The 22,844-nt window shown below is 70.1% G+C and carries 16 protein-coding genes; 8 read left to right on the plus strand and 8 right to left on the minus strand.

Features of this window, described 5'->3' with window-relative positions:
* Window positions 1-64 precede the first annotated feature (64 nt).
* On the plus strand, window positions 65-811 hold the full coding sequence (locus ACFY3C_RS03575; protein ID WP_386581088.1) for a response regulator: 747 nt from the start codon (window positions 65-67) through the stop codon (window positions 809-811).
* Window positions 812-814: 3 nt separating this feature from the next.
* On the opposite strand, the gene ACFY3C_RS03580 is transcribed toward ACFY3C_RS03575, so the two are convergent.
* Window positions 815-2,017 carry a winged helix-turn-helix domain-containing protein gene (locus ACFY3C_RS03580; RefSeq protein WP_390769556.1) on the minus strand — a complete coding sequence of 401 codons (1,203 nt, stop codon included), beginning with the start codon at window positions 2,015-2,017 and terminating at the stop codon, window positions 815-817.
* Between the two features lie 63 nt (window positions 2,018-2,080).
* A complete protein-coding gene (locus tag ACFY3C_RS03585; RefSeq protein ID WP_386581084.1) occupies window positions 2,081-2,653 on the minus strand; it encodes a GNAT family N-acetyltransferase in 573 nt (190 codons plus the stop codon).
* A gap of 253 nt (window positions 2,654-2,906) precedes the next feature.
* Here ACFY3C_RS03585 and secA point away from each other — a divergent pair, with 253 nt between their 5' ends.
* Window positions 2,907-5,717, plus strand: coding sequence for a preprotein translocase subunit SecA (gene secA, locus ACFY3C_RS03590; protein ID WP_390769557.1), 2,811 nt, complete (start codon window positions 2,907-2,909; stop codon window positions 5,715-5,717).
* Window positions 5,718-5,843: 126 nt separating this feature from the next.
* Here secA and ACFY3C_RS03595 read toward each other — a convergent pair whose 3' ends face one another.
* Window positions 5,844-6,326 carry an Rv3235 family protein gene (locus tag ACFY3C_RS03595; RefSeq protein WP_390769558.1) on the minus strand — a complete coding sequence of 161 codons (483 nt, stop codon included), beginning with the start codon at window positions 6,324-6,326 and terminating at the stop codon, window positions 5,844-5,846.
* Between the two features lie 291 nt (window positions 6,327-6,617).
* Between ACFY3C_RS03595 and ACFY3C_RS03600 the strand changes: the two genes are divergently transcribed.
* The gene (locus ACFY3C_RS03600; RefSeq protein ID WP_390769559.1) at window positions 6,618-7,130 is read left to right on the plus strand and encodes a DUF6912 family protein; all 513 of its coding nucleotides are present in this window, start codon (window positions 6,618-6,620) and stop codon (window positions 7,128-7,130) included.
* Between the two features lie 59 nt (window positions 7,131-7,189).
* Window positions 7,190-7,858 carry an HAD family hydrolase gene (locus ACFY3C_RS03605; protein WP_386581076.1) on the plus strand — a complete coding sequence of 223 codons (669 nt, stop codon included), beginning with the start codon at window positions 7,190-7,192 and terminating at the stop codon, window positions 7,856-7,858.
* 69 nt (window positions 7,859-7,927) lie between these two features.
* Here the strand turns inward: ACFY3C_RS03605 and ACFY3C_RS03610 are convergent, their stop codons facing one another.
* A complete protein-coding gene (locus ACFY3C_RS03610) occupies window positions 7,928-8,494 on the minus strand; it encodes a DJ-1/PfpI family protein (RefSeq protein ID WP_386581075.1) in 567 nt (188 codons plus the stop codon).
* A gap of 588 nt (window positions 8,495-9,082) precedes the next feature.
* Here ACFY3C_RS03610 and ACFY3C_RS03615 point away from each other — a divergent pair.
* From ACFY3C_RS03615 to ACFY3C_RS03625, 3 genes are all read left to right on the plus strand, one after another.
* Window positions 9,083-14,044 carry an NAD-glutamate dehydrogenase gene (locus ACFY3C_RS03615; RefSeq protein WP_390769560.1) on the plus strand — a complete coding sequence of 1,654 codons (4,962 nt, stop codon included), beginning with the start codon at window positions 9,083-9,085 and terminating at the stop codon, window positions 14,042-14,044.
* 130 nt (window positions 14,045-14,174) lie between these two features.
* Complete coding sequence (locus ACFY3C_RS03620; protein WP_386581072.1) at window positions 14,175-14,651, plus strand: GtrA family protein; 477 nt, start codon at window positions 14,175-14,177, stop codon at window positions 14,649-14,651.
* Window positions 14,629-16,107 carry a hypothetical protein gene (locus tag ACFY3C_RS03625; protein WP_390769561.1) on the plus strand — a complete coding sequence of 493 codons (1,479 nt, stop codon included), beginning with the start codon at window positions 14,629-14,631 and terminating at the stop codon, window positions 16,105-16,107. Before ACFY3C_RS03620 ends, ACFY3C_RS03625 begins: the two co-directional genes overlap by 23 nt.
* A 162-nt stretch (window positions 16,108-16,269) precedes the next feature.
* Here ACFY3C_RS03625 and ACFY3C_RS03630 read toward each other — a convergent pair whose 3' ends face one another.
* The 4 genes from ACFY3C_RS03630 to ACFY3C_RS03645 all read right to left on the minus strand — a co-directional run bounded on the left by ACFY3C_RS03630 (window position 16,270) and on the right by ACFY3C_RS03645 (window position 21,998).
* A complete protein-coding gene (locus ACFY3C_RS03630) occupies window positions 16,270-17,934 on the minus strand; it encodes a glycosyltransferase family 2 protein (RefSeq protein ID WP_386581068.1) in 1,665 nt (554 codons plus the stop codon).
* Window positions 17,931-20,126 (minus strand): CDP-glycerol glycerophosphotransferase family protein, encoded by a 2,196-nt coding sequence (locus tag ACFY3C_RS03635; RefSeq protein ID WP_390769562.1) that lies wholly within the window; start codon window positions 20,124-20,126, stop codon window positions 17,931-17,933. Before ACFY3C_RS03635 ends, ACFY3C_RS03630 begins: the two co-directional genes overlap by 4 nt.
* A 101-nt stretch (window positions 20,127-20,227) precedes the next feature.
* Entirely contained in the window at window positions 20,228-21,091 is an 864-nt protein-coding gene (locus ACFY3C_RS03640; protein WP_386581064.1) for an ABC transporter ATP-binding protein, read from the minus strand.
* Window positions 21,084-21,998 (minus strand): ABC transporter permease, encoded by a 915-nt coding sequence (locus ACFY3C_RS03645; protein ID WP_386581062.1) that lies wholly within the window; start codon window positions 21,996-21,998, stop codon window positions 21,084-21,086. The genes ACFY3C_RS03640 and ACFY3C_RS03645 overlap by 8 nt, the downstream gene beginning before the upstream one ends.
* A gap of 201 nt (window positions 21,999-22,199) precedes the next feature.
* Between ACFY3C_RS03645 and ACFY3C_RS03650 the strand changes: the two genes are divergently transcribed.
* A complete protein-coding gene (locus tag ACFY3C_RS03650) occupies window positions 22,200-22,826 on the plus strand; it encodes a TetR/AcrR family transcriptional regulator (protein ID WP_386581060.1) in 627 nt (208 codons plus the stop codon).
* Window positions 22,827-22,844: the final 18 nt, after the last annotated feature.

Consider the following 22,844-nt stretch of genomic DNA (forward strand, 5'->3'; position numbering starts at 1 on the left):
GGGCCGCTGCCTTGGGTTGGCGATGGCACAGGACCACAGGCCACAGCCTTCAGGGGGAGGAACGATGGCGGACACCTTCGGACCGATGCGAGGCGATGACGCGGGCGACGATGTCATCGGCATGGGCCCGGACACGGGCTCTTCACGCCAGGAGCCGATCAGAGTCCTGGTCGTGGACGACCATGCGCTCTTCCGCCGTGGCCTGGAGATCGTGCTCGCGGCCGAGGAGGACATCCAGGTCGTCGGCGAGGCGGGCGACGGTGCCGAGGCCGTCGACAAGGCCGCGGACCTGCTGCCCGACATCGTGCTGATGGACGTACGCATGCCCAAGCGCGGCGGGATCGAGGCCTGCACCTCCATCAAGGAGGTCGCCCCCAGCGCGAAGATCATCATGCTGACGATCAGCGACGAGGAGGCCGACCTCTACGACGCGATCAAGGCGGGCGCGACCGGATACCTCCTCAAGGAGATCTCCACGGACGAGGTGGCCACCGCCATTCGTGCCGTGGCCGACGGGCAGTCGCAGATCAGCCCCTCCATGGCGTCCAAGCTCCTCACCGAGTTCAAGTCGATGATCCAGCGCACCGACGAACGCCGGCTGGTGCCCGCGCCGCGGCTGACCGATCGTGAGCTGGAGGTTCTCAAGCTCGTCGCCACCGGGATGAACAACCGGGACATCGCCAAGGAGCTGTTCATCTCCGAGAACACCGTGAAGAACCACGTCCGCAACATCCTGGAGAAGCTGCAGCTGCACTCCAGGATGGAAGCGGTGGTCTACGCGATGCGGGAGAAGATCCTCGAGATCCGCTAGCTCCTAGCCGAGCAGGCCGGCAAGTTCCCTGGCGAGGGGCTCGCGGAGCTCGGGTGCGTCCACCCGTTCCACCCGGACGTCCGTGCAGTTCACCCAGGTCGCCGCCTCGATGAGGGCCTGCGCCACCGCCGGGACCGCCTTCGGGCCGTCCAGAGTGACCTGCCTGGCCACCAGAGTGCTGCCCTCGCGGGCCGGGTCGACGCGCCCGACCAGCAGACCGCCCGCCAGCACCGGCATCGCGAAGTAGCCGTAGACCCGCTTCGGCTTGGGGACGTAGGCCTCCAGGCGGTGGGTGAAGCCGAAGATCCGCTCCGTGCGCGCCCGCTCCCAGATCAGCGAGTCGAACGGGGACAGCAGCGTGGTGCGGTGACGGCCGCGCGGCGGTGTGGCGAGGGCCGCCGGATCCGCCCAGGCAGGCCTGCCCCAGCCCTCCACCTCGACCGGCACCAGACCCGAGTCCGCGATCACCGCGTCGACCTGCTCGCCCTTGAGACGGTGGTAGTCCGCGATGTCCGCGCGCGTGCCGACGCCCAGGGACTCGCCGGCCAGCCGCACCAGGCGGCGCACGCACTCGGCGTCGTCCAGCTCGTCGTGCAGCAGTGCGTCCGGGATCGCGCGCTCGGCGAGGTCGTACACCCGCTTCCAGCCGCGGCGCTCGACGCACACCACCTCGCCGTACATCAGCGCGCGCTCCACGGCGACCTTGGTGCCCGACCAGTCCCACCAGTCGTTGGTCTTCTTCGCGCCGCCCAACTCCGTGGCCGTCAGTGGGCCTTCCGCGCGCAGCTGCTTGATGACCTGGTCGTAGGCGCCGTCGGGAAGCTGGTGGTTCCAGTGCGGGCGGTTGCGGTAGGCGCGGCGGCGGAAGGCGAAGTGCGGCCACTCCTCGACCGGCAGGATGCACGCCGCGTGCGACCAGTACTCGAAGGCATGCGGTCGTGCCGGAAGCGCGCCGATGGACGCAGGCTTCCAGTACGCCGACTCGACGGTCTTGCGGCCGACCGCGCCGAGGCGGGCGTACGGGATCAGCTCGTGCGAGCGGGCGAGGACCGAGATCGTGTCGAGCTGCACCGCGCCGAGATGGCGGAGCACCCCACGGACACCGGCCCGCCGGTCGGGCGCACCGAGGAAGCCCTGGGCCCGAAGAGCGATCCGACGGGCGTCGTCCGCGGTGAGGACGGTGGTGGGGGGCGGCAGGGTCGTCATGCGTCGGACGATAGGGGGTGGCACTGACAGCGCAGGATGACCTGCGGTTTCGTCCGGGCGGGGTCAGGTCCGGGCGGGCAGGTAGGGCGCCGTCGACGGCAGGCCCAGGTCCGACGGGAGCAGGGAGCCGAGCCAGCAGTCCCGGCGTACCCCCTTGTTGTTGATGGCCGAGCGCAGCGTGCCCTCGATGGTGAAACCGGCGCGCTCCGCCACCGCGCGCGAGGGGCCGTTTCCGACCTCCGCGCGCCATTCCAGGCGGTCGACGGACAGTGCGAGGAAGGCCCAGCGGGCGGCGGCGAGCGTGGCCTCGGTGATGTAGCCGCGGCCGCGGTGCTCCTCGACGGCCCAGAATCCGATCTCGCCGGTGCCCAGTGCGCGCATCATCACGCTGAGCATCCCCGCCAGTTCTCCTTCGGGGAGGAAGACGCCGAACGTGTACATCGAGTCGTTGGTCCAGCCGTCGGGCACCATCTGCTCGACGAAGCTCTCGGCGTGCTCGCGCAGATAGGGAGACGGGAACGTGGAGATCCAGCGCTGCATGTCCGGGTCCTGGGCGGCCTTGTACACCGCCTCGGTGTCGTCCGGGCCGACGGTGCGCAGCACGAGCCGGTCGGTGGAGAGGGTGACGGGTTCCATCGGCCGATTCTGCGCGGGCGGCACGCGCTGCGCCAGTGCTTTTCGCCGTGTGTGAGCGGGTGATCACATTTCGCGCAATTCCTTGTCGCGGGGCGGCACTATCCGCAGGGCCCGCCCGTTGTCCAGGGTGAAGCAGCCGTCGGGCCGCCGGGCCTCCCGGCGTAGCCAGGTCCTCGCATACGATGGCCGTTGCTCAGTACGTCAAAAGGAAAACCGACCGTCCCAGGCCCGACCGGCAAGGAGACCAGCCCCCGTGTCCGTCCTCTCGAAGATCATGCGTGCAGGCGAAGGCAAGATCCTGCGCAAGCTGCACCGCATCGCGGACCAGGTCAACTCCATCGAAGAGGACTTCGTCGACCTCTCCGACGCCGAGCTGCGTGCCCTCACCGAGGAGTACAAGCAGCGCTACGCCGATGGTGAGAGCCTGGACGACCTGCTCCCCGAGGCGTTCGCCACCGTCCGCGAGGCCGCCAAGCGCGTCCTCGGCCAGCGGCACTACGACGTGCAGCTGATGGGAGGCGCCGCCCTCCACCTCGGCTACGTGGCCGAGATGAAGACCGGTGAGGGCAAGACCCTCGTCGGCACGCTGCCCGCGTATCTGAACGCCCTCTCCGGCGACGGTGTCCACCTGATCACGGTCAACGACTACCTGGCCGAGCGCGACTCCGAGATGATGGGCCGCGTCCACAGGTTCCTGGGCCTGAGCGTCGGCTGCATCCTGGCCAACATGACGCCGGCCCAGCGCCGCGAGCAGTACGAGTGCGACATCACGTACGGCACGAACAACGAATTCGGCTTCGACTACCTCCGCGACAACATGGCGTGGTCCAAGGACGAGCTGGTCCAGCGCGGCCACAACTTCGCCATCGTCGACGAGGTCGACTCCATCCTGGTCGACGAGGCCCGTACGCCGCTGATCATCTCCGGCCCGGCCGACCAGGCCACCAAGTGGTACGGCGACTTCGCCAAGCTCGTCACGCGCCTGAAGAAGGGCGAGGCGGGCAACCCGCTCAAGGGCATGGAGGAGACCGGCGACTACGACGTCGACGAGAAGAAGCGCACGGTCGCCATCCACGAGGCCGGTGTCGGCAAGGTCGAGGACTGGCTGGGCATCGACAACCTCTACGAGTCGGTGAACACGCCTCTGGTGGGCTACCTGAACAACGCCATCAAGGCCAAGGAGCTCTTCAAGAAGGACAAGGACTACGTCGTCATCGACGGCGAGGTCATGATCGTCGACGAGCACACCGGCCGTATCCTCGCCGGCCGCCGCTACAACGAGGGCATGCACCAGGCGATCGAGGCGAAGGAAGGGGTGGACATCAAGGACGAGAACCAGACCCTCGCCACGATCACCCTGCAGAACTTCTTCCGCCTCTACGGCAAGCTCTCCGGCATGACCGGTACGGCCATGACCGAGGCCGCCGAGTTCCATCAGATCTACAAGCTCGGCGTGGTCCCGATCCCGACGAACAAGCCGATGATCCGCAAGGACCAGTCGGACCTGATCTACCGCACCGAGGTGGCCAAGTTCGAGGCGGTCGTCGACGACATCGCCGAGAAGCACGAGAAGGGCCAGCCGATCCTCGTCGGCACGACGTCCGTCGAGAAGTCGGAGTACCTCTCCCAGCAGCTCAGCAAGCGCGGCATCCAGCACGAGGTGCTGAACGCCAAGCACCACGAGCGCGAGGCCTCGATCGTCGCCCAGGCCGGCCGCAGGGGCGCCGTGACGGTGGCCACCAACATGGCCGGCCGTGGTACGGACATCAAGCTCGGCGGCAACCCCGAGGACCTCGCCGAGGCGGAGCTGCGCCAGCGCGGCCTCGACCCCGAGGAGCACATCGAGGAGTGGGCGCACGCCCTGCCCGCCGCCCTGGAGAAGGCCGAGCAGGCGGTCAAGGCCGAGAAGGAAGAGGTCGAGGAGCTCGGCGGCCTCTACGTGCTCGGTACCGAGCGGCACGAGTCGCGGCGTATCGACAACCAGCTGCGCGGTCGTTCCGGCCGTCAGGGCGACCCGGGCGAGTCCCGCTTCTACCTGTCGCTGGGCGACGACCTGATGCGCCTGTTCAAGGCCCAGATGGTCGAGCGCGTGATGGCGATGGCGAACGTGCCGGACGACGTGCCGATCGAGAACAAGATGGTCACGCGCGCGATCGCGTCCGCGCAGTCGCAGGTCGAGCAGCAGAACTTCGAGACGCGTAAGAACGTCCTGAAGTACGACGAGGTGCTCAACCGGCAGCGCGAGGTCATCTACGGCGAGCGCCGTCGCGTCCTGGAGGGCGAGGACCTGCACGAGCAGGTGCAGCACTTCACGAACGACACGATCGACGCGTACGTCGGCGCGGAGACCGCCGAGGGCTTCCCCGAGGACTGGGACCTGGACCGGCTGTGGGGTGCTTTCAAGCAGCTCTACCCGGTGAAGGTCACCGTCGAGGAGCTGGAGGAGGCGGCCGGTGACCGGGCCGGTCTGACCGCCGAGTTCATCTCCGAGTCCATCAAGGACGACATCCGGGAGCAGTACGAGGCGCGTGAGGCGCAGCTCGGCTCCGAGATCATGCGTGAGCTGGAGCGGCGGGTCGTGCTGTCGGTCCTCGACCGCAAGTGGCGTGAGCACCTCTACGAGATGGACTACCTCCAGGAGGGCATCGGCCTGCGCGCGATGGCGCAGAAGGACCCGCTGGTCGAGTACCAGCGCGAGGGCTTCGACATGTTCACCGCGATGATGGAGGGCATCAAGGAGGAGTCCGTCGGCTACCTGTTCAACCTGGAGGTCCAGGTCGAGCAGCAGGTCGAGGAGGTCCCGGTCGAGGAGGTCCAGCCGGTGGCCGAGGGCGTCCAGGACACGGTGCCGGCGCAGGCGGGCGCGCGTCCGGAGATCCGGGCCAAGGGGCTGGACGTTCCGCAGCGGCGGGATCTGCACTTCTCCGCGCCCACCGTGGACGGTGAGGGCGGCATCCTGGAGCGCGACCTGGAGGACGACGAGCCTGTGCGGTCCGAGTCGGACGGGCTGACCCGTGCGGAGCGTCGTCGGCAGGCGAAGGGCGGACGGCGCCGCAAGAAGTAACCTGCGGTGCTTCAGCCATTGGCTCAGGGCCGGGTCTCCTTTGGAGGCCCGGCCCTTGGCTTGTTGTGCGGCTGTGCGGGGGTGGGTTCCGCCCCAGCGGCACGATTGCCCGCAGCTGCGCAGGTGCTAGTCCTCGGGGGTGCGTGGAGGCCTGGGGCCCAGCTCTACCGCTGTGCAGCGCCAGCGGTGGTCCGGGCCCTGTTCGAGGCGGAAGGCCATGGCGCGGCGTTGGTCGCCGGCGGCGATGCGGGCGAAGACCTCGAGGGCGCCGGCGCGGGCCACGTAGTAGCCGATGTCGTCCACGACCGGGCGGGTTCCGTGGGTGCGCAGGGGGCCCCGTTCGGCGAGGCGGGCGAGGTCGTCGTAGGCGCGGCCCGCAGTGTGCCGGAGCATCCAGTGGACGGGCCGCTGACCGCTCAGGACGGCCAGCAGACGGTCGGCGAAGAGGTCGGTGGGGCGCGGCTGCGCCACGGCCGTCCCCGGCGACGTACGGGCCCTGCCGCGGGCGGGGTTGCGGGGTGGTGCGGTGCCGGGACGGCGGGAGTCGTGGCGGGTCGGCGGGCGGTGGCGCGGGCGAGGCTGGGGCTTGCGGCTCATGACCTTGTTCATCGGAGTCCCCGTTCGGTCGGCCCGGTTGATACCGGGCGGTAACTCGCTGGTGGGGATCTTGTACGGGGGCGGGGGTCGCCGTCGCAAGGAAGGTGGGGCGGGTGGCGAGGGGGCGGATATGTTCACCTATCCGGGTGGTGAGGGGGCAAGGAAATCCCGTGGCTGAGCGGCGGAACCGGGTGAGGTGCGGGGCGCCGGGTGGACGCGGCCGGGGGTGTGGGCGGGGACTCGAAAGGGGACGGGCGCACGTATCCTGAAGGCCCGTCGGTGACCAGGAAAGAGCGGCCAGCCATGCGCGTCTACGTCCCCCTGACCCTCCCCGGTCTCGCCGAGGCGCACAAGACGGGTGAGCTGGGGACCGGCCCGTTCGTCGTGTACGCCGTCACGCCCGCGCTGCGTGAGTGGTACCTCTCCGACGACATCGAGGAGCTGGAGTACGCGGCACTCAGCCGCGCCGCGCTGGCCTCGCTGCGGCTGCTGGCAGCCGACCCGGGTGCCGTACGGCGCCGGGTCGTGGTCGCCGTCGACGTGTCCGACGGCGCCGCCACGGCGGACCCGGACCGCGGGCTCGACCCGGCCGCGCTCGGCGAGGTGACGGTGGCCGGCACGGTGGCGCTCGCGAAGGCGGCGGCGGTGCATGTCGACGCCGACGACGCGGAGGAGGACGTGGCCGCGGCCGCTCAGGCGCTGGAGGCGGCCGACGGCGGGGACGACGACGCGCAGTTCGTCGTGGACGGGGCCGACGATCACGAGCTGCTGTGGTTCGCCACGCAGGAGATTCCCAACCTGGTGGGCGGGGCCTGAGCGGACCTCGGGCTGTCCGCCCGCCTTGATTGTCAGTGCGGGCGGGTACGGTTTTCGGCATGGGGATGCACGGAAGCGCGCACATCGTCTGGGACTGGAACGGGACCCTGTTCCATGACAATGACGCGATCATCGGGGCGACGAACGCGGCCTTCGCCGAGCTGGGGCTGGCGCCGATCACGCTGGACGAGTACCGGGCGCTGTACTGCGTGCCGGTGCCGAAGTTCTACGAGCGGCTGCTCGGGCGGCTGCCCACGGATGCCGAGTGGGAGCAGATGGACGGGGTCTTCCATCGGTACTACACGGAGCACCGGGTCCGCTGCGGGCTGACCACGGGGGCGGCCGAGCTGCTCGCGGGGTGGCGGTCGGCGGGGCACAGTCAGTCGCTGCTGAGCATGTACGGGCACGAGGACCTTGTGCCGCTCGTGCGAGGGTTCGGGATCGAGCCGCACTTCATACGGGTCGACGGGCGTACGGGGCCGTCCGGTGGCAGCAAGGCCGAGCACATGGTGCGGCACCTGGAGGCGCTGTCCGGGACGGTCGAGGTTGCGCGGACCGTGGTGATCGGTGATGCCGCGGATGATGCGGTTGCCGCCCGGCATGTGGGGGCGGGGGCTGTGCTGTACACCGGGGGCTCGCACAGTCGGGCCAGTCTGGAGGAGGTCGGGGTGCCGGTCGTGGACACGTTGGCCGAGGCTGTGGCGGAGGCGCAGCGGTTGGCGGCGTGAGCGGCGTTCGAGCGGTGCCCGGTGTCGGTGCGGGCCGGGGGCCGTGTACCGACCCCCGGCCCCCAGCGCTCAGTTAACCGGCGCCTTGGCCCTGAGTACCTTCAGGAACTCCCGCATCCACGCCGGATGGTCCGGCCAGGCGCGGGACGAGATCAGAGTGCCGTCCACCACCGCCTCGCTGTCCTCGAAGTGGGCACCGGCGGTCTGCATGTCCATTTCCAGGGCCGGGTACGCCGTGACGCGGCGGCCGCGGAGGGTGTCGATCGCAGCGGTGAGCAGGGGGCCGTGGCAGATCTGGGCGACGGGCTTGTCCGCGTCGAAGAAGGCCTTGAGGATCTTGCGTAGTTCGGGGTCGTTGCGCAGGTACTCGGGGGCGCGGCCGCCGGGGATGACGATCGCCGCGTACTGACCGGGGTCCACCTCGGAGAAGGCGAGGTCGGCGGGCCAGGTGTAGCCGGGCTTCTCGGTGTAGGTGTCGTAGCCGGGCTCGAAGTCGTGGACGACGAAGCGGAGCGTCTTGCGGGTGGGGGCCGCGATGTCGACGTCGTAGCCTTCCTCGCGCAGACGCTGGTAGGGGTAGAGGACTTCCAGGGACTCCGCTGCGTCGCCGGTGATGATGAGGATCTTCGCGGGCATGTCGGCTCCTCCCGGGCGGCACTGTCCCCTCCACGGGGGACGGGCACTGTTGCAGGCAACGTGCCTTCCCAGGGCGTGCTTGCCAAGAGGGCCCGTCGCTTTCAGGGTGCGTCCCGCGGCGTTCGGGCGCGACCGGATACGCCACCTGCCACCGCCCCGCCCCTGTGCAGAACGTCAAACTTCGGCCCCCTGTTTTGTACACATACGGCTCATGACGGGGCCCGGGTAAGGAGCGATAGCCTTGTGGCGTGATCAGCGCGATATCTCGCGGGGGCGAACCTGCTCCTGCCCTGCGCCCGGGTTGCACGGAACACCTCCGTGACCGGGCGGCGGTCGCTGGTCCTCGCGGGCGGGACGGGGGCGCCGAAGCCCCCACGACGCCGATGACGGCCCCGGAAACGGCGGTGCCGAGAGCAGCGTCACATCTGACGGGCGCGCCAACAATGGCCGAATGCCCCCCGCTCATCTCACCTCGCGGCATAGCGTCGGATCGGTCCGGAAACCCCGGGCCGTGGCGTCGAGCCGGAGGGGAAGAAACCGTTTTTCCTTCTACGTCACGCAACGGCGCGCGACAGGAGCCAGAGGACAATGCAGACCAAGCTGGACGAAGCCAAGGCCGAGCTGCTCGAACGGGCTGCCCGGGTAGCTGAGAACAGCCCGGTCGGGGGGCACCTACCGACCGGGACGACGGGCGAGGGCACCGCCGGCACTCCCGACACCGAGTCCGTGCTCGCGTTCCTCCAGCGCTACTACCTGCACACCGCCCCGGAAGACCTTTCGGACCGGGACCCGGTCGACGTCTTCGGCGCCGCGGTCTCCCACTACCGGCTGGCCGAGAACCGCCCGCAGGGCACCGCGAACGTCCGGGTGCACACCCCGACCGTGGAGGAGAACGGGTGGACCTGCAGCCACACCGTCGTGGAGGTCGTCACCGACGACATGCCCTTCCTCGTCGACTCGGTCACCAATGAGCTGACCCGGCAGGGACGCGGCATCCACGTCGTCATCCACCCGCAGATCGTCGTCCGGCGCGACCTCACCGGCAAGCTCATCGAGGTGCTGCCCACCGCGTCCACCGGCGCCGGGGACCTTCCGCACGACGCGCACATCGAGTCCTGGATCCACGTCGAGACCGACCGCGAGACCGACCGCGCCGATCTGAAGCAGATCACCGCCGACCTGCTGCGCATCCTGTCCGACGTCCGCGAGGCCGTCGAGGACTGGGAGAAGATGCGGGACGCGGCGGCGCGGATCGGCGACGAGCTGGAGAGCGAGCCCCGGCCGGGCGACCTTCCCGCGCCTGAGGTCGAGGAGGCCCGCGAGCTGCTGCGCTGGCTGTCCGCCGACCACTTCACCTTCCTCGGCTACCGCGAGTACCAGCTGCGCGACGACGACACCCTCGCCGCCGTGCCCGGCACCGGCCTCGGCATCCTGCGCTCCGACCCGCACCACGCCGAGGACGACCAGCACCCGGTCAGCCCCTCCTTCGAGCGGCTGCCGGCCGACGCCCGGGCCAAGGCCCGCGAGCACAAGCAGCTGGTGCTGACCAAGGCGAACAGCCGGTCCACCGTGCACCGGCCGTCGTACCTGGACTACGTCGGCGTGAAGAAGTTCGACACGGACGGCAACGTCATCGGCGAGCGCCGTTTCCTCGGCCTGTTCTCCTCCGCCGCCTACACCGAGTCCGTCCTCCGGGTCCCGGTCATCCGGCGCAAGGTCGACGAGGTCCTGCAGCGCGCCGGCTTCCTGCCCGAGAGCCACGACGGCCGCGACCTGCTCCAGATCCTGGAGACCTACCCGCGCGACGAGCTGTTCCAGACCCCCGCCGCCGAGCTGCAGGCCATCGCGACGAGCGTCCTGTACCTCCAGGAGCGCCGCCGGCTGCGGCTGTACCTGCGCCAGGACGAGTACGGCCGCTACTACTCGGCCCTCGTGTACCTCCCGCGCGACCGCTACACCACCGGCGTCCGGCTGCGGATCATCGACATCCTGAAGGAGGAGCTCGGCGGCATCAGCGTCGACTTCACCGCCTGGAACACCGAGTCGATCCTTTCCCGGCTGCACTTCGTCGTCCGGGTCCCGCCGGGCACCGAGCTGCCCGAGCTGTCGGAAGCCGACAAGGACCGTATCGAGGCCCGCCTGGTCGAGGCCGCCCGCTCCTGGGCGGACGGGTTCGCCGAGGCGCTGAACGCCGAGTGCGGCGAGGAGCGTGCGGCCGAGCTGCTGCGCCGCTACTACGGTGGCAACTCCTTCCCCGAGGGCTACAAGGCCGACCACACCCCGCGTGCGGCGGTCGCCGACCTGGTCCACCTGGAGCGGCTCACCGAGGAGAAGGGCAACGACTTCTCGCTCAGCCTGTACGAGCCGGTGGGCGCCGCCCCCGGTGAGCGCCGCTTCAAGATCTACCGCAAGGGCGACGCGGTCTCCCTGTCCGCCGTGCTGCCGGTCCTCAACCGGCTCGGCGTCGAGGTCGTGGACGAGCGGCCCTACGAGCTGCGCTGCGCGGACCGCACCGTCGCCTGGATCTACGACTTCGGCCTGCGCCTGCCCAAGGCGCTGGGCGGCACGTCCGGCGACTACCTCGGCGACGACGGCCGTGAGCGGTTCCAGGAGGCGTTCGCCGCGACCTGGACCGGCCAGGCGGAGAACGACGGCTTCAACGCCCTCGTGCTGAGCGCCGGGCTGAACTGGCGGCAGGCGACGGTGCTGCGCGCGTACGCCAAGTACCTGCGGCAGGCCGGCTCCACCTTCAGTCAGGACTACATGGAGGACACCCTCCGCAACAACGTCCACACCACCCGGCTCCTCGTCTCCCTGTTCGAGGCACGGATGTCCCCGGACCGGCAGAGGGCCGGCCTGGAGATCGTGGACGCCCTGCTGGAGGAGCTGGAGGCGGCCCTGGACCAGGTGGCGAGCCTGGACGAGGACCGCATCCTGCGCTCGTTCCTGACCGTCATCAAGGCGACCCTGCGCACGAACTTCTTCCAGGAGGCGCTCGGCGGCAGGCCGCACGAGTACGTGTCCATGAAGTTCGACCCGCAGGCCATCCCGGACCTGCCCGCGCCGCGCCCGGCGTACGAGATCTGGGTGTACTCGCCGCGCGTCGAGGGCGTGCACCTGCGCTTCGGCAAGGTCGCCCGAGGCGGCCTGCGCTGGTCGGACCGCCGTGAGGACTTCCGTACCGAGATCCTCGGCCTGGTCAAGGCGCAGATGGTGAAGAACACCGTCATCGTGCCGGTCGGCGCCAAGGGCGGCTTCGTCGCCAAGCAGCTGCCGGACCCGTCCGTCGACCGGGACGCCTGGCTGGCCGAGGGCATCGCCAGCTACAAGACGTTCATCTCGGCGCTGCTCGACATCACCGACAACATGGTGGCCGGCGAGGTCGTGCCGCCGCAGGACGTGGTCCGGCACGACGGCGACGACACCTACCTGGTGGTCGCGGCCGACAAGGGCACGGCGACGTTCTCCGACATCGCCAACGGGGTTGCCGAGAAGTACAACTTCTGGCTCGGCGACGCCTTCGCCTCCGGCGGCTCCGCCGGCTACGACCACAAGGGCATGGGCATCACCGCGCGCGGTGCCTGGGAGTCCGTGAAGCGGCACTTCCGCGAGCTGGGCGTGGACACGCAGACCGAGGACTTCACGGTCGTCGGCATCGGTGACATGTCCGGTGACGTGTTCGGCAACGGCATGCTGCTGAGCGAGCACATCCGCCTGGTCGCCGCCTTCGACCACCGGCACATCTTCATCGACCCGACGCCGGACGCGGCCACCTCCTACGCCGAGCGCCGCCGTCTGTTCGAGCTGCCCCGCTCCAGCTGGGAGGAGTACAACACCGAGCTGCTGTCGGCGGGCGGCGGGATCTTCCCGCGCACGGCCAAGGCGATCCCGCTCAACGCGCACATCCGTGAGGCCCTGGGCATCGAGGAGAAGGTCTCCAAGATGACCCCGGCCGACCTGATGAAGGCGATCCTGCACGCGCCGGTGGACCTGCTGTGGAACGGCGGCATCGGCACGTACGTGAAGTCGTCGGCGGAGTCCAACGCCGACGTCGGCGACAAGGCCAACGACGCCATCCGCGTCGACGGCGGCGACCTGCGCGTCAAGGTCGTCGGCGAGGGCGGCAACCTGGGCCTGACCCAGCTCGGCCGCATCGAGTTCGCGCGGCAGGGCGGCCGGATCAACACCGACGCGATCGACAACAGCGCCGGTGTGGACACCTCCGACCACGAGGTGAACATCAAGATCCTGCTGAACGGCCTGGTCGCGGACGGCGACATGACCGTCAAGCAGCGCAACAAGCTGCTCGCCGAGATGACCGACGAGGTCGGCGCCCTGGTGCTGCGCAACAACTACGCGCAGAACACGGCGCTCGCCAACGCCCTCGCCCAGTCCAAGGACATGCTGCACGCGCAGCAGCGGTTCATCCGCCACTTGGTCCGCGAGGGCGACCTCGACCGGGCGCTGGAGTTCCTGCCCACCGACCGGCAGATCCGCGAGCGCCTCGGTCAGGCCCAGGGCCTGACCGGTCCGGAGACGGCCGTCCTGCTGGCGTACACGAAGATCACGGTCGCCGACGAGCTGCTGCACACCTCGCTGCCGGACGACCCGTACCTGCGCACCCTGCTGCACGCCTACTTCCCGACGGCGCTGCGCGAGCGGTTCGCGGACGCGGTCGACAGCCACCCGCTGCGCCGCGAGATCACCACGACCGTGCTGGTCAACGACACGGTCAACACGGGCGGTACGACGTACCTGCACCGCCTGCGCGAGGAGACGGGTGCCTCGCTGGAGGAGATCGTCCGCGCCCAGACCGCGGCCCGCGTGATCTTCCGCTCGGCGCCGGTGTGGGACGCGGTGGAGGAGCTGGACAACAAGGTCGACGCGACCGTCCAGACCCGGATCCGGCTGCACTCGCGCCGCCTGGTCGAGCGCGGCACGCGCTGGCTGCTGAACAACCGGCCGCAGCCGCTGCAGCTCGCGGAGACCATCGAGTTCTTCAGCGAGCGGGTCGAGCAGGTCTGGCAGGAGCTGCCCAAGCTGCTGCGCGGCGCGGACCTGGAGTGGTACCAGCACGTGTACGACGAGCTGTCCGCGGCCGGTGTCCCGGACGAGCTGGCCACCCGCGTGGCCGGGTTCTCCTCCGCCTTCCCGGCGCTGGACATCGTCTCGGTGGCCGACCGCACGGGCAAGGAGCCGCTGGACGTCGCCGAGGTCTACTACGACCTCGCCGACCGGCTCAGCATCACGCAGCTGATGGACCGCATCATCGAGCTGCCCCGCGCCGACCGCTGGCAGTCGATGGCCCGCGCCTCCATCCGCGAGGACCTGTACGCGGCCCACTCGGCGCTCACGGCGGACGTCCTCGCGGCCGGCAACGGCTCGTCGAGCCCGGAGCAGCGCTACCAGGCCTGGGAGCAGAAGAACTCGGCGATCCTGGGCCGGGCGCGGTCCACCCTGGAGGAGATCCGCGGTTCGGAATCCTTCGACCTCGCCAACCTGTCGGTGGCGATGCGGACGATGCGGACGCTGCTGCGCACGCATTCGTAGCCGCACGGCGGTGAGAGCGCCCCGGGCCGGTGAGGCCCGGGGCGCTCTCTTCTTGCCGACCCTTAGGCAAAAACGTGCGGTGAATTTACCGCTTCCTGCTAATCGGTACGTTTCGGATAGGGTCTGGGCTGTGACAGTGAACCTCACCGAGACCCGCCCGGTGGCGACCGCGCCGGCTCCGGCCCGGCCCGTCACGCGCGTCGTGCTGGAAGTCGTGAAATTCGGGATCGTCGGCGGCAGCGGTGTCCTCGTCAATTTCCTGGTGTTCAACCTGCTGCTGCACGGCCTGCGTTGGCAGGCGATGACCGCGACGGTCCTGGCCAGCTGTATCGCGATGGCGACCAATTACCTGGGCTTCCGCTATTACGCCTATCGCGACCGGGCCTCGCGCACCCGCCGCCAGATCGTCCTGTTCTTCGTCTTCAGCGGTCTCGGCGTGGTGATGGAAAGCGGCCTGTTCTGGGTCGGTTATCACGGGCTCGGAATGCAGAGCGCGTTCGAATCGAATGCGGCGAAGGCGCTGTCGATCGTCCTCGCCTCCGCATTCCGTTTCCTTGTCTACCGCACCTGGGTGTTCCAGCAGGATGCGCGCCGCGTCGCCGTCTAGCACCGCGAGCGCGGTACGGGCGCTGCCGCAGGCCGCCGCCGCGCTGGTACTGGTGCTGATGCTCCTGGTGATCGTCCGTCTGCCCTGGGCGGGCGACCTCGGTATGCACGCGGCCACCGTGCAGCGGCTGCGGCACAGCCTGCTGAACCCCGGGAACCCGCTGGTCGACGCCGACACGCCGAGCCCCTACTACTCGCCCTGGATGCTGCTGCTGGGCTGCCTCGCCAGGATCACCAGCCTGTCGGTGTTCGACGTACTGCGGATCGGCGCGGTCGTCGGGTTCGGGCTGCTGGTCACCGGGGTGTGGCGGTACGTCCGCACGCTCAGCACCCACCGTGCGGCGCCCGCCCTGGCGATCCTGAGCCTGGTCTTCCTCTGGGGCCCCCTCCTCTTCAACTGGAGCGGCTTCCTCGGCCTCAACTCGCTCGCGCTGACGGTGTCGTACCCCAGCGTGTTCGCGCTCGGCCTGTCCTTCCACTTCTGGGCCTGGCTCACCCGGGCGCTGCGCGCCGAGACCCGCTGGCCGGTGTGGCTCGGGCTGGGCCTGCTGTGGGGGCTGATCCTGCTGTGCCACCAGTTCACCGGGGTGGTGGCGTCGCTGGGCGCGCTGGCGATGGTGATCGCGGCACGGCCGGGCCGTCCGGTGCTGCTGAGGCTCGGTGCCGCTCTGGCCCTCGGCATGGTGCTGCTGTGGCTCTGGCCGTATTACGACTTCTTCTCGCTCTTCTCCGCCGGCGCGGACCTGGAGGCGATCCACCGGCCGCTGTACGACCACCTGGCCGGGCGGTTCGGGCTGGTGCTGCTGGGGGTCGTGGCGCTGGGCCTGCGCTGGTGGCGGGACCGCTGGGATCCCCTCGTCCTCTTCTTCGTCCTCGGTGTGCTGGTGTTCGCCGCGGGCGGGCTGACCGGGCACTACTCGTGGGGCCGCGCCCTGCCGGCCGTACTGATCCCGGCTCAGCTGGCGGCCGCGCTGGAGGTCGTGTCGGCGGGGAAGCGGGCCATGCGGATGGGGTGGGCGTGTGCGCTCGGTGCCGCGCTGGTTGTGGGGGCGTGGGCGCAGGCGGGGACGCTCGGGTATGTGGTCGGGCGGGATGCGCTGCCGGGTGCGGTTGCGGCGAAGTACCGGACGCCGTGGGTGGGGTATCAGTGGATCACGCCCTGGGTGAAGTACGGGGACGTGGTCATGGCTCGTACGTTTCCGGCCCGGCAGATTCCCGCGTACGGGCCGTACACCGTGGCTCCTGGGTATCCCGATGTGTTCCTGCCGGATGCGGGGAGGCGGGATGCGGCGGTGGCGCGGTATTTCGCGGCGGGTACGTCTGGTGATGTGCGGCGGGACATAGTGCGGGAGTACGGGGTGCGGTGGGTCGTGGGCGGTAAGGGGGCTGCGGAGCCGTGGTTGCGGCAGGTGGCTACCGGGCCGGGTGGGCAGGTGCTGTACCAAGTCGCGGGCTGACCGGTGCTGTAGCTGGGCGGGGGTGGGTTTCGCTTGCCCGCGCTGGCGCGGTGCCGCTGCGCCCACCCTCCCCCAAGCTCTCGGCTTCGCTCGAGCAGGGGGACCCCCATCGCCCCTAGCGGCCCGACTGCCCGCAGCTACGCAGCTACGTAGGCTGCGCAGCTACCTCAGCACGCTTGCCGCGAGGCGGATGGCGTTCCTGACCTTTGGGCGGGCCATCTTCTGGACCATCGGGCGGATGACGCGAGCCGTGACTCCCACGGGGTGCCAGCGGATCTGGAGGCGGCCGGGGTTGCGGCCCTCCGGTTCGACGGTGACGTTGTGCGGGGTGGCGCCCGAGCGGTAGTCGATGCGGGCCGTGACGGCGGGGAAGTCCAGGGGGGCCAGGAGGAGGCCCGAGTGGGCCAGGCCCTGTTGTTCGAGGCGGAGCAGCGGGTGGCGTACTCCGGCGAAGCCCTGCACAGGGAGCTGTGCCGTCGACAGGTCCAGGCGGACACGGCCCTCGAAGATGCCCGGGCGGATCGGGTCCAGGCGGAACGGGACCGTCGTGCGGCGTCGGCCGGGGGCCAGCACCAGACTCGCGCGTTGCGGTCCCACCGGGAGCCGCAGGCCGGGGTCGTAGGTGCGGATCGCGAGAACGAGAGACGCGCCGGGGCCTGGGGTGAGTTCGGTGATCTCGTGGCGGAAGTGGGCGCTGGGGAAGGGGCGGGTGTCCAGCTCCAGGTCGGAGACGTCCAGTTCGTGGCGGGACCGGTCCGAGGTGGGGACGGTGTCGCCCCAGTACGTGGTGCCGGCGTCGTCGGCGGTCACGTGCCTCGGTGCCACGCCGTTGCCCAGGCCTCGCGCCGCCTGCTGGGCGTCGGACAGGCGGCCGTCGCGCAGGAGTTGGAGGACCACCCGTTCCGGGCGGGGCAGCCGGGCGAAGGCGCCTTCGGTCAGCGTGTCCAGGTACGGGTTCATGATCTCGGCGAAGGACTCCAGCCACTCGGCGTCCCGGTAGGGCAGGTCGCCCGCGTACATCCGGAAGTCGTGCTTGAGGAACTTGTAGTCCTTGTCCTCCCGAAGCGCCGCGTGCCCGCTCTCCACCAGGAAGTCGTCGATCAGGCGCTGTACGTGCACCCGGTCGCCGACGTTGGAGATCTTGTGCCGCTGGTTGGAGATGGACGCCGACGCGGCGGCCGCGAACGGCTCGATGTACCAGACGTACACCGGGTCCGGGATGATCGTGAACGCCCTCGCCAGGCAGTACGCCTGCGCCGAGAACAGCTGGTCCTCGTAGTGGATGCCCTCGGGGAAGCGGAGCCGGTGGCGGTCCAGGAACGCGCGGGCGTACATCTTGCTGGTGGAAAGGTGCTCGAACAGCAGTCGCGGGTCGGACTCGATGCCCTCCACGGTGCGGTGCTCGGCGACCAGGTGGGGCATCCAGGTCGTACGGCGCCCGTTGTCCACCCGGACCCGGCGGACCGCACCCATCGTGAAGTCCACCTCCCGCTCCCGGTGCGCGGCGAGCAGCAACTCGACTGCGCGCGGCGGGAGTTCGTCGTCGCTGTCGAGGAACATCAGGTACGGCGCCCGGGCGATCTCGATGGCCCGGTTGCGCGGGGCGCTGCAGCCGCCGCTGTTCTCCGGCAGGCGCAGGTAGCGGATGCGGTGGTCCTGGGCCGCCAACTCCCGTGCCACCGAAGGTGTCTCGTCGGTGGAGTGGTCGTCGCTGATGACGATCTCGATGTTGGCGTGGGTCTGGGCGCGAAGCGATGCGACCGCCCGGGGGAGACGGGCTGCGTCGTTGTAGACGATGACCGTCACCGTGACGTCGGGGGTCGTCATGCCGTGGCCTCCTCGGGGGTCGGGGCGGGGGTGCGTTCGTCGAGCGGGATCACCGGGGGCAGCGCATCCTCGGGTTCGCCGAGGAAGACCCGGCGTACGACCCGTTCGGCGGCGCGCCCGTCGTCGTACTCGCAGAACCGGCGCCGGAACGCGGCCCGCGCCTTCGCCGCGCCCTCGTCGCGCCAGGCGCCCGAGAGGAAGATCTCCGCGAGTTCCTCCTGGGTGCGGGCGACCTGGCCGGGCGCCTCGGCCATCAGGTCGAAGTAGACGCCCCGGGTGGTCCGGTACGTCTCCCAGTCGTCGGCGTAGACGACGATCGGGCGGTCCAGGTTGGCGTAGTCGAACATGATCGACGAGTAGTCCGTGACCAGCGCGTCGGCCGCCAGGCACAGCTCCTCGACGGGGTCGTAGGAGGACACGTCGATGATCCGGCCGGAGCGGCGCAGGCCGGTCAGCGGGGAGGCGGCGCCGCCGTAGAAGTAGTGGGCGCGGACCAGGAGGACCGTGTCCTCGCCGAGCCGGTCGGCGAGCGCGGCGAGGTCGAGGCGCGGGGTGAAGCCGGCCTCGTAGTCGCGGTGGGTGGGGGCGTAGAGGACGGCTGTCCTGCCGGGGGCGATGCCGAGGCGTTCGCGGGCGGCGCGGACGTCGGCGGCCGTGGCGGTGTAGAAGACGTCGTTGCGCGGATAGCCGTAGTCCAGGGAGGTGAAGCGGGCCGGGTAGGCGCGCTCCCACATGCGGGTGGAGTGGCCGTTGGCGCTGACGCTGTAGTCCCACTTGTCGATACGGGCCAGCAGCGCGGCGAAGTCCAGGCCCTTGGCGGCGGCCGGGTGTTCCATCTGGTCCAGGCCCATGCGCTTGAGCGGGGTGCCGTGGTGGGTCTGGAGGTGGATCGCGCCGGGGCGTTTGACCACCGCGTTGGGGAAGTTGACGTTGTTGGTCAGGTACTTGGCGGTGGCCAGGGTCTCCCAGTAGCGGCGGGTGCCGGGGATCACGTGGTCCGTGCCGGGCGGCAGGAGGGCCACGTTCTCCTTGTTGACCACCCACACCCTGTGGATGTGCGGGGCGAGTTCGGCGAGCTTGGCGGCGATGGCGGCCGGGTTGCACGAGACCCCGCGCTCCCAGTAGGCCGCGAACACCGCCAGGTCGGGGTCGATCGGGCGGCTGAGTGCCCTGCGGTACTGCTGGTCGCGGAGTTTCGCGCCCACCTGGCGCTTACGGCTTCGTACGGCCTTCCTGGCGGCGCGGCGGGTGCGGTTGGCGGCCTGGAAGGCGCGGTACTTGGTGTAGGCGCCCTCTTCGAGCAGGGCGTGCCGGACGCCCTCGATGCCGGCCGGGCGCTGGTGGCCCTCGGGGCGCCAGCGGACCGCCGCCAGGGAGGCCCGGCGGAAGAACTCGCGGGCCACCGCGTCGGGCAGGTTCTCGCCGGCGAAGGTGCGCACCAGGTCGCGGACCATCAGGTCGTACAGGACCGTGCGGGCGGCGCGGCGGTCCCGGGCGAGCGGGAGCAGGGACTCGTAGCGGTCGATGAGCGCGAAGCGGTCCTCAGGGGTGAGGGGCGGCAGGCTCTCGGGGCGCAGCACGCGGTTCTCGTACGCCGCCTGGTTCAGACAGGCGACGCGGCCGGCGTGCAGCAGGGCCGCGTGGGCGGCGTACGGCTCGTCGTCGGTGGTGAGCTGCTCCTCGTGCGCCCGCCAGAACGCGGTGCGCAGGGCGCGGGTGCCGAGCAGCGGGGTGAGGCGCAGCAGGTCGGCCGCGTCGTCCAGGGCGAGGTCGGCGCGGCCGGCGCCGGCGAGGAGGCGGCCGTCGCGGGAGGGGGTGGCGGCGGTCTGCCAGGTGGTGCTGACGTGGTCGAGGAGGAGGATGTCCACCGCATCGTCCAGCTCGGCGGTCCGCTCGGCGATCAGCCGGGGCGCGCCGGCCGGCAGGCCGTCCTTGGCGTGCACGAAGTGCAGCCAGCGGCCGGACGCCCGCGCGGCGCCCGCCGTCCGGGCCGCCGCGTCACCGGTGCCTTCCGGCAGGGGCACCACGACCGTCTCGGGAGCGTGGCCCTCGGCCGTCTCCCGCGCCCAGTCGCCGACCGCGGCGACGATCACCTCGGCGTCCGGGAGCGGGCGGGCTTCCAGCGAGTCGAGCAGTTCGGTCAGATGCCCCTGGGCGTTCGGCCCGTAGACGATGACGCTGAGTTGGGGCATCGCAGGGGACTCCTTCGGCTCGTCGTCTCAGGGGCACCTTTCATAACATACTGTCACTAGAGGGATGAAAGGGATAACCACGCCTGAGGTAAGAACAAGGCTCACGAAGGAAGAGGGACCTTGGGGGCCTCGGGTTTCGGTGCCGCCTTCTTCGGTGCCGGCTTCTTCGCCTTGTCGCTCTTGTCGCCGGTGAAGGCCTCGTACTCCTTCATGACGTCCTCGGTCGGGCCGTCCATGCGCAGCTCGCCGCGCTCCAGCCACAGGACCCGCTCGCAGGTGTCGCGGATCGACTTGTTGTTGTGGCTGACCAGGAAGACCGTACCCGCATGCTGGCGCAGCTCGCGGATCCGCTGCTCGGAGCGCTTCTGGAAGGAGCGGTCGCCGGTCGCGAGGGCCTCGTCGATCAGCAGGACGTCGTGGTCCTTGGCGGCGGCGATGGAGAAGCGCAGGCGGGCGGCCATGCCGGAGGAGTACGTCCGCATGGGCAGCGTGATGAAGTCCCCCTTCTCGTTGATCCCGGAGAACTCGACGATGTCCTCGTAGCGCTCCTTGACCTGCTCACGGGACATGCCCATGGCGAGACCGCCGAGGTGGACGTTGCGTTCGCCGGTGAGGTCGTTCATCAGGGCCGCGTTGACGCCCAGCAGGGAGGGCTGGCCGTTGGTGTAGATGTGGCCGTTCTCCACCGGGAGAAGCCCGGCGACGGCCTTGAGCAGCGTGGACTTGCCGGAGCCGTTCGTGCCGATCAGTCCGATCGCCTCGCCCTTGTAGGCGACGAACGACACCTTCTTCACCGCGTGCACCCGGCGTACGCCGGCCGCCTTCTCGGCCTGCTTGCGGCGCAGGATGCGGTTGAGGGCGGCGGTGGCGGTGCCGCGGCCCGCGCCGGTGCCGTTGACCCGGTAGACGATGTCGACGCGGTCGGCGACGACGGTGGGGATGTTCTCTGCGGTCTGCTCAGCCACGGCCGTACGTCTCCTCAGCCTTCCAGAAGTAGATGAAGCCGCCGACGCCGACGAGCAGCGCCCAGCCGGTGGCCGCCGCCCACACGTGCGGGGGCAGCGACTTGGCGTGGAAGCTGTCGATCAGCGCGTACCGCATCAGGTCGATGTAGACCGCGGCCGGGTTGGTCTCCAGCAGGACCGTGACGATGTGCGGCAGGTGGTCCTTCTTGGTGAGCTTGTCGATGCTCCACATCACGCCGGACACATACATCCAGGTGCGCAGCACGAACGGCATCAGCTGGGCGATGTCCGGGGTCTTGGCGCCCGCCCGGGCCATGATCATCGACATGCCCGCGTTGAACGTGAACTGCAGGACCAGTGCGGGGATCGCGAGCAGCCACGACGCGGCGACCGGTACGCCGAAGCAGAGCAGGATGACGACCAGCGCCGCCATCGAGAAGAGCAGCTGTTGGAGCTGCTGGATGCAGAAGGAGATCGGCAGGGCGGCGCGCGGGAAGTGCAGGGCGCGGACCAGGCCGAGGTTGCCGGCGATCGCGCGGGTGCCCGCCATGATCGAGCTCTGTGTGAACGTCCAGATGAACACGCCCGTGACCAGGAACGGGATGTAGTCCGGGACGCCGTGCTTGGTGCCGAGCAGCACGCCGAAGATGAAGTAGTAGACCGCCGCGTTCAGCAGCGGGGTCATGACCTGCCAGACCTGGCCGAGCTTCGCCTGGCTGTACTGGGCGGTGAGCTTGGCGGTGGCGAAGGCGGTGATGAAGTGGCGCCGGTCCCACAGCTGGCGCACGTACTCCGGCAGGGTGGGGCGGGCGCCACTGACCGAGAGGCCGTGCCGGGCGGCCAGCGCCGAGAGGTCGTCGTCGGCCGGGACCTGGGTGGGGGGCGGTGTGTGGAGGACCTGGCTCACATCCGCTGCTTTCGCTCGGGGGAGGGGGGTGCGTCCGGCTGCCGCCGGGCCTGAGTGGTCCTCGTCCGCCATCCGCCGTTTCCTTACGCTTCTCTTCACGTTCTCTTACGTCGGGACGGGACCGTATCGTCGCAACGTGAGCCTAGAACCATCGACCGTCGGAACGCAACCGTTTCGTCGTAACGCCCTATGCTGGTTCGCATGACGACGAACGCCGACGAGGCCCCGAAGCGCGTGCGCCGCCGGACACCCGCCGGGGCTGCCGTGCTCCGGGAGGACGTGACCGAGGCCATCCGCGCTGCGGTCTTCGAGGAACTCGCGGCGGTCGGGTACGCCCGGATGTCCATCGAGGGCATCGCGCGGCGGGCCGGCGTCGGCAAGACGGCGGTGTACCGCCGCTGGCGCTCCAAGCTGCACCTGGTGCTGGACGTGGTGTCGGCGATGGCGGTACTGGGCCTGCCGGTCCCCGACACGGGCTCCCTGGAGGGCGACCTGCGACTTCTGTACGAAGTGACGTCCCGCGCCCTGCGCCACCCCGTCGCCTCGCAGATCATCCCCGACCTCCAGGCGGAGGCGGCCCGCAACCCCGAGATCGCGGAAGCCATGCAGAAGGCGCTGCGGGACGGCCAGGACGGGGTCGCCAGCAAGATCGTGGCGGCGGCGGAGGCCCGAGGAGAACTCCGGACCGGGCTCGACCCCGACCTCGCCCTGGACCTGATCTCCGGCCCCCTGTACTGGCGCTCGGTGGTGATCCGCTCCCCGAAGCTGCCGAAGGGCTATCTGGAGAACCTGGCGCGGGCTACGGCGGGGGCGCTCAGGGCGTTGTGACCTCAAACGACCGCAGGC

The organism is Streptomyces sp. NPDC001410 (assembly GCF_042895235.1).
Taxonomy (GTDB): domain Bacteria; phylum Actinomycetota; class Actinomycetes; order Streptomycetales; family Streptomycetaceae; genus Streptomyces.

What these genes read in the sequence shown, in the direction of transcription:
- ACFY3C_RS03600 (WP_390769559.1), top strand. Translation starts at nt 6,618, where the DNA reads ATGCGCGTCTACGTCCCCCTGACCCTCCCCGGTCTCGCCGAGGCGCAC.
- ACFY3C_RS03615 (WP_390769560.1), top strand. Translation starts at nt 9,083, where the DNA reads ATGCAGACCAAGCTGGACGAAGCCAAGGCCGAGCTGCTCGAACGGGCT.
- ACFY3C_RS03575 (WP_386581088.1), top strand. Translation starts at nt 65, where the DNA reads ATGGCGGACACCTTCGGACCGATGCGAGGCGATGACGCGGGCGACGAT.
- ACFY3C_RS03625 (WP_390769561.1), top strand. Translation starts at nt 14,629, where the DNA reads ATGCGCGCCGCGTCGCCGTCTAGCACCGCGAGCGCGGTACGGGCGCTG.
- ACFY3C_RS03585 (WP_386581084.1), bottom strand. Translation starts at nt 2,653, where the DNA reads ATGGAACCCGTCACCCTCTCCACCGACCGGCTCGTGCTGCGCACCGTC.
- ACFY3C_RS03610 (WP_386581075.1), bottom strand. Translation starts at nt 8,494, where the DNA reads ATGCCCGCGAAGATCCTCATCATCACCGGCGACGCAGCGGAGTCCCTG.
- ACFY3C_RS03605 (WP_386581076.1), top strand. Translation starts at nt 7,190, where the DNA reads ATGGGGATGCACGGAAGCGCGCACATCGTCTGGGACTGGAACGGGACC.
- ACFY3C_RS03580 (WP_390769556.1), bottom strand. Translation starts at nt 2,017, where the DNA reads ATGACGACCCTGCCGCCCCCCACCACCGTCCTCACCGCGGACGACGCC.
- ACFY3C_RS03635 (WP_390769562.1), bottom strand. Translation starts at nt 20,126, where the DNA reads ATGCCCCAACTCAGCGTCATCGTCTACGGGCCGAACGCCCAGGGGCAT.
- ACFY3C_RS03595 (WP_390769558.1), bottom strand. Translation starts at nt 6,326, where the DNA reads ATGAACAAGGTCATGAGCCGCAAGCCCCAGCCTCGCCCGCGCCACCGC.
- ACFY3C_RS03650 (WP_386581060.1), top strand. Translation starts at nt 22,200, where the DNA reads ATGACGACGAACGCCGACGAGGCCCCGAAGCGCGTGCGCCGCCGGACA.
- ACFY3C_RS03630 (WP_386581068.1), bottom strand. Translation starts at nt 17,934, where the DNA reads ATGACGACCCCCGACGTCACGGTGACGGTCATCGTCTACAACGACGCA.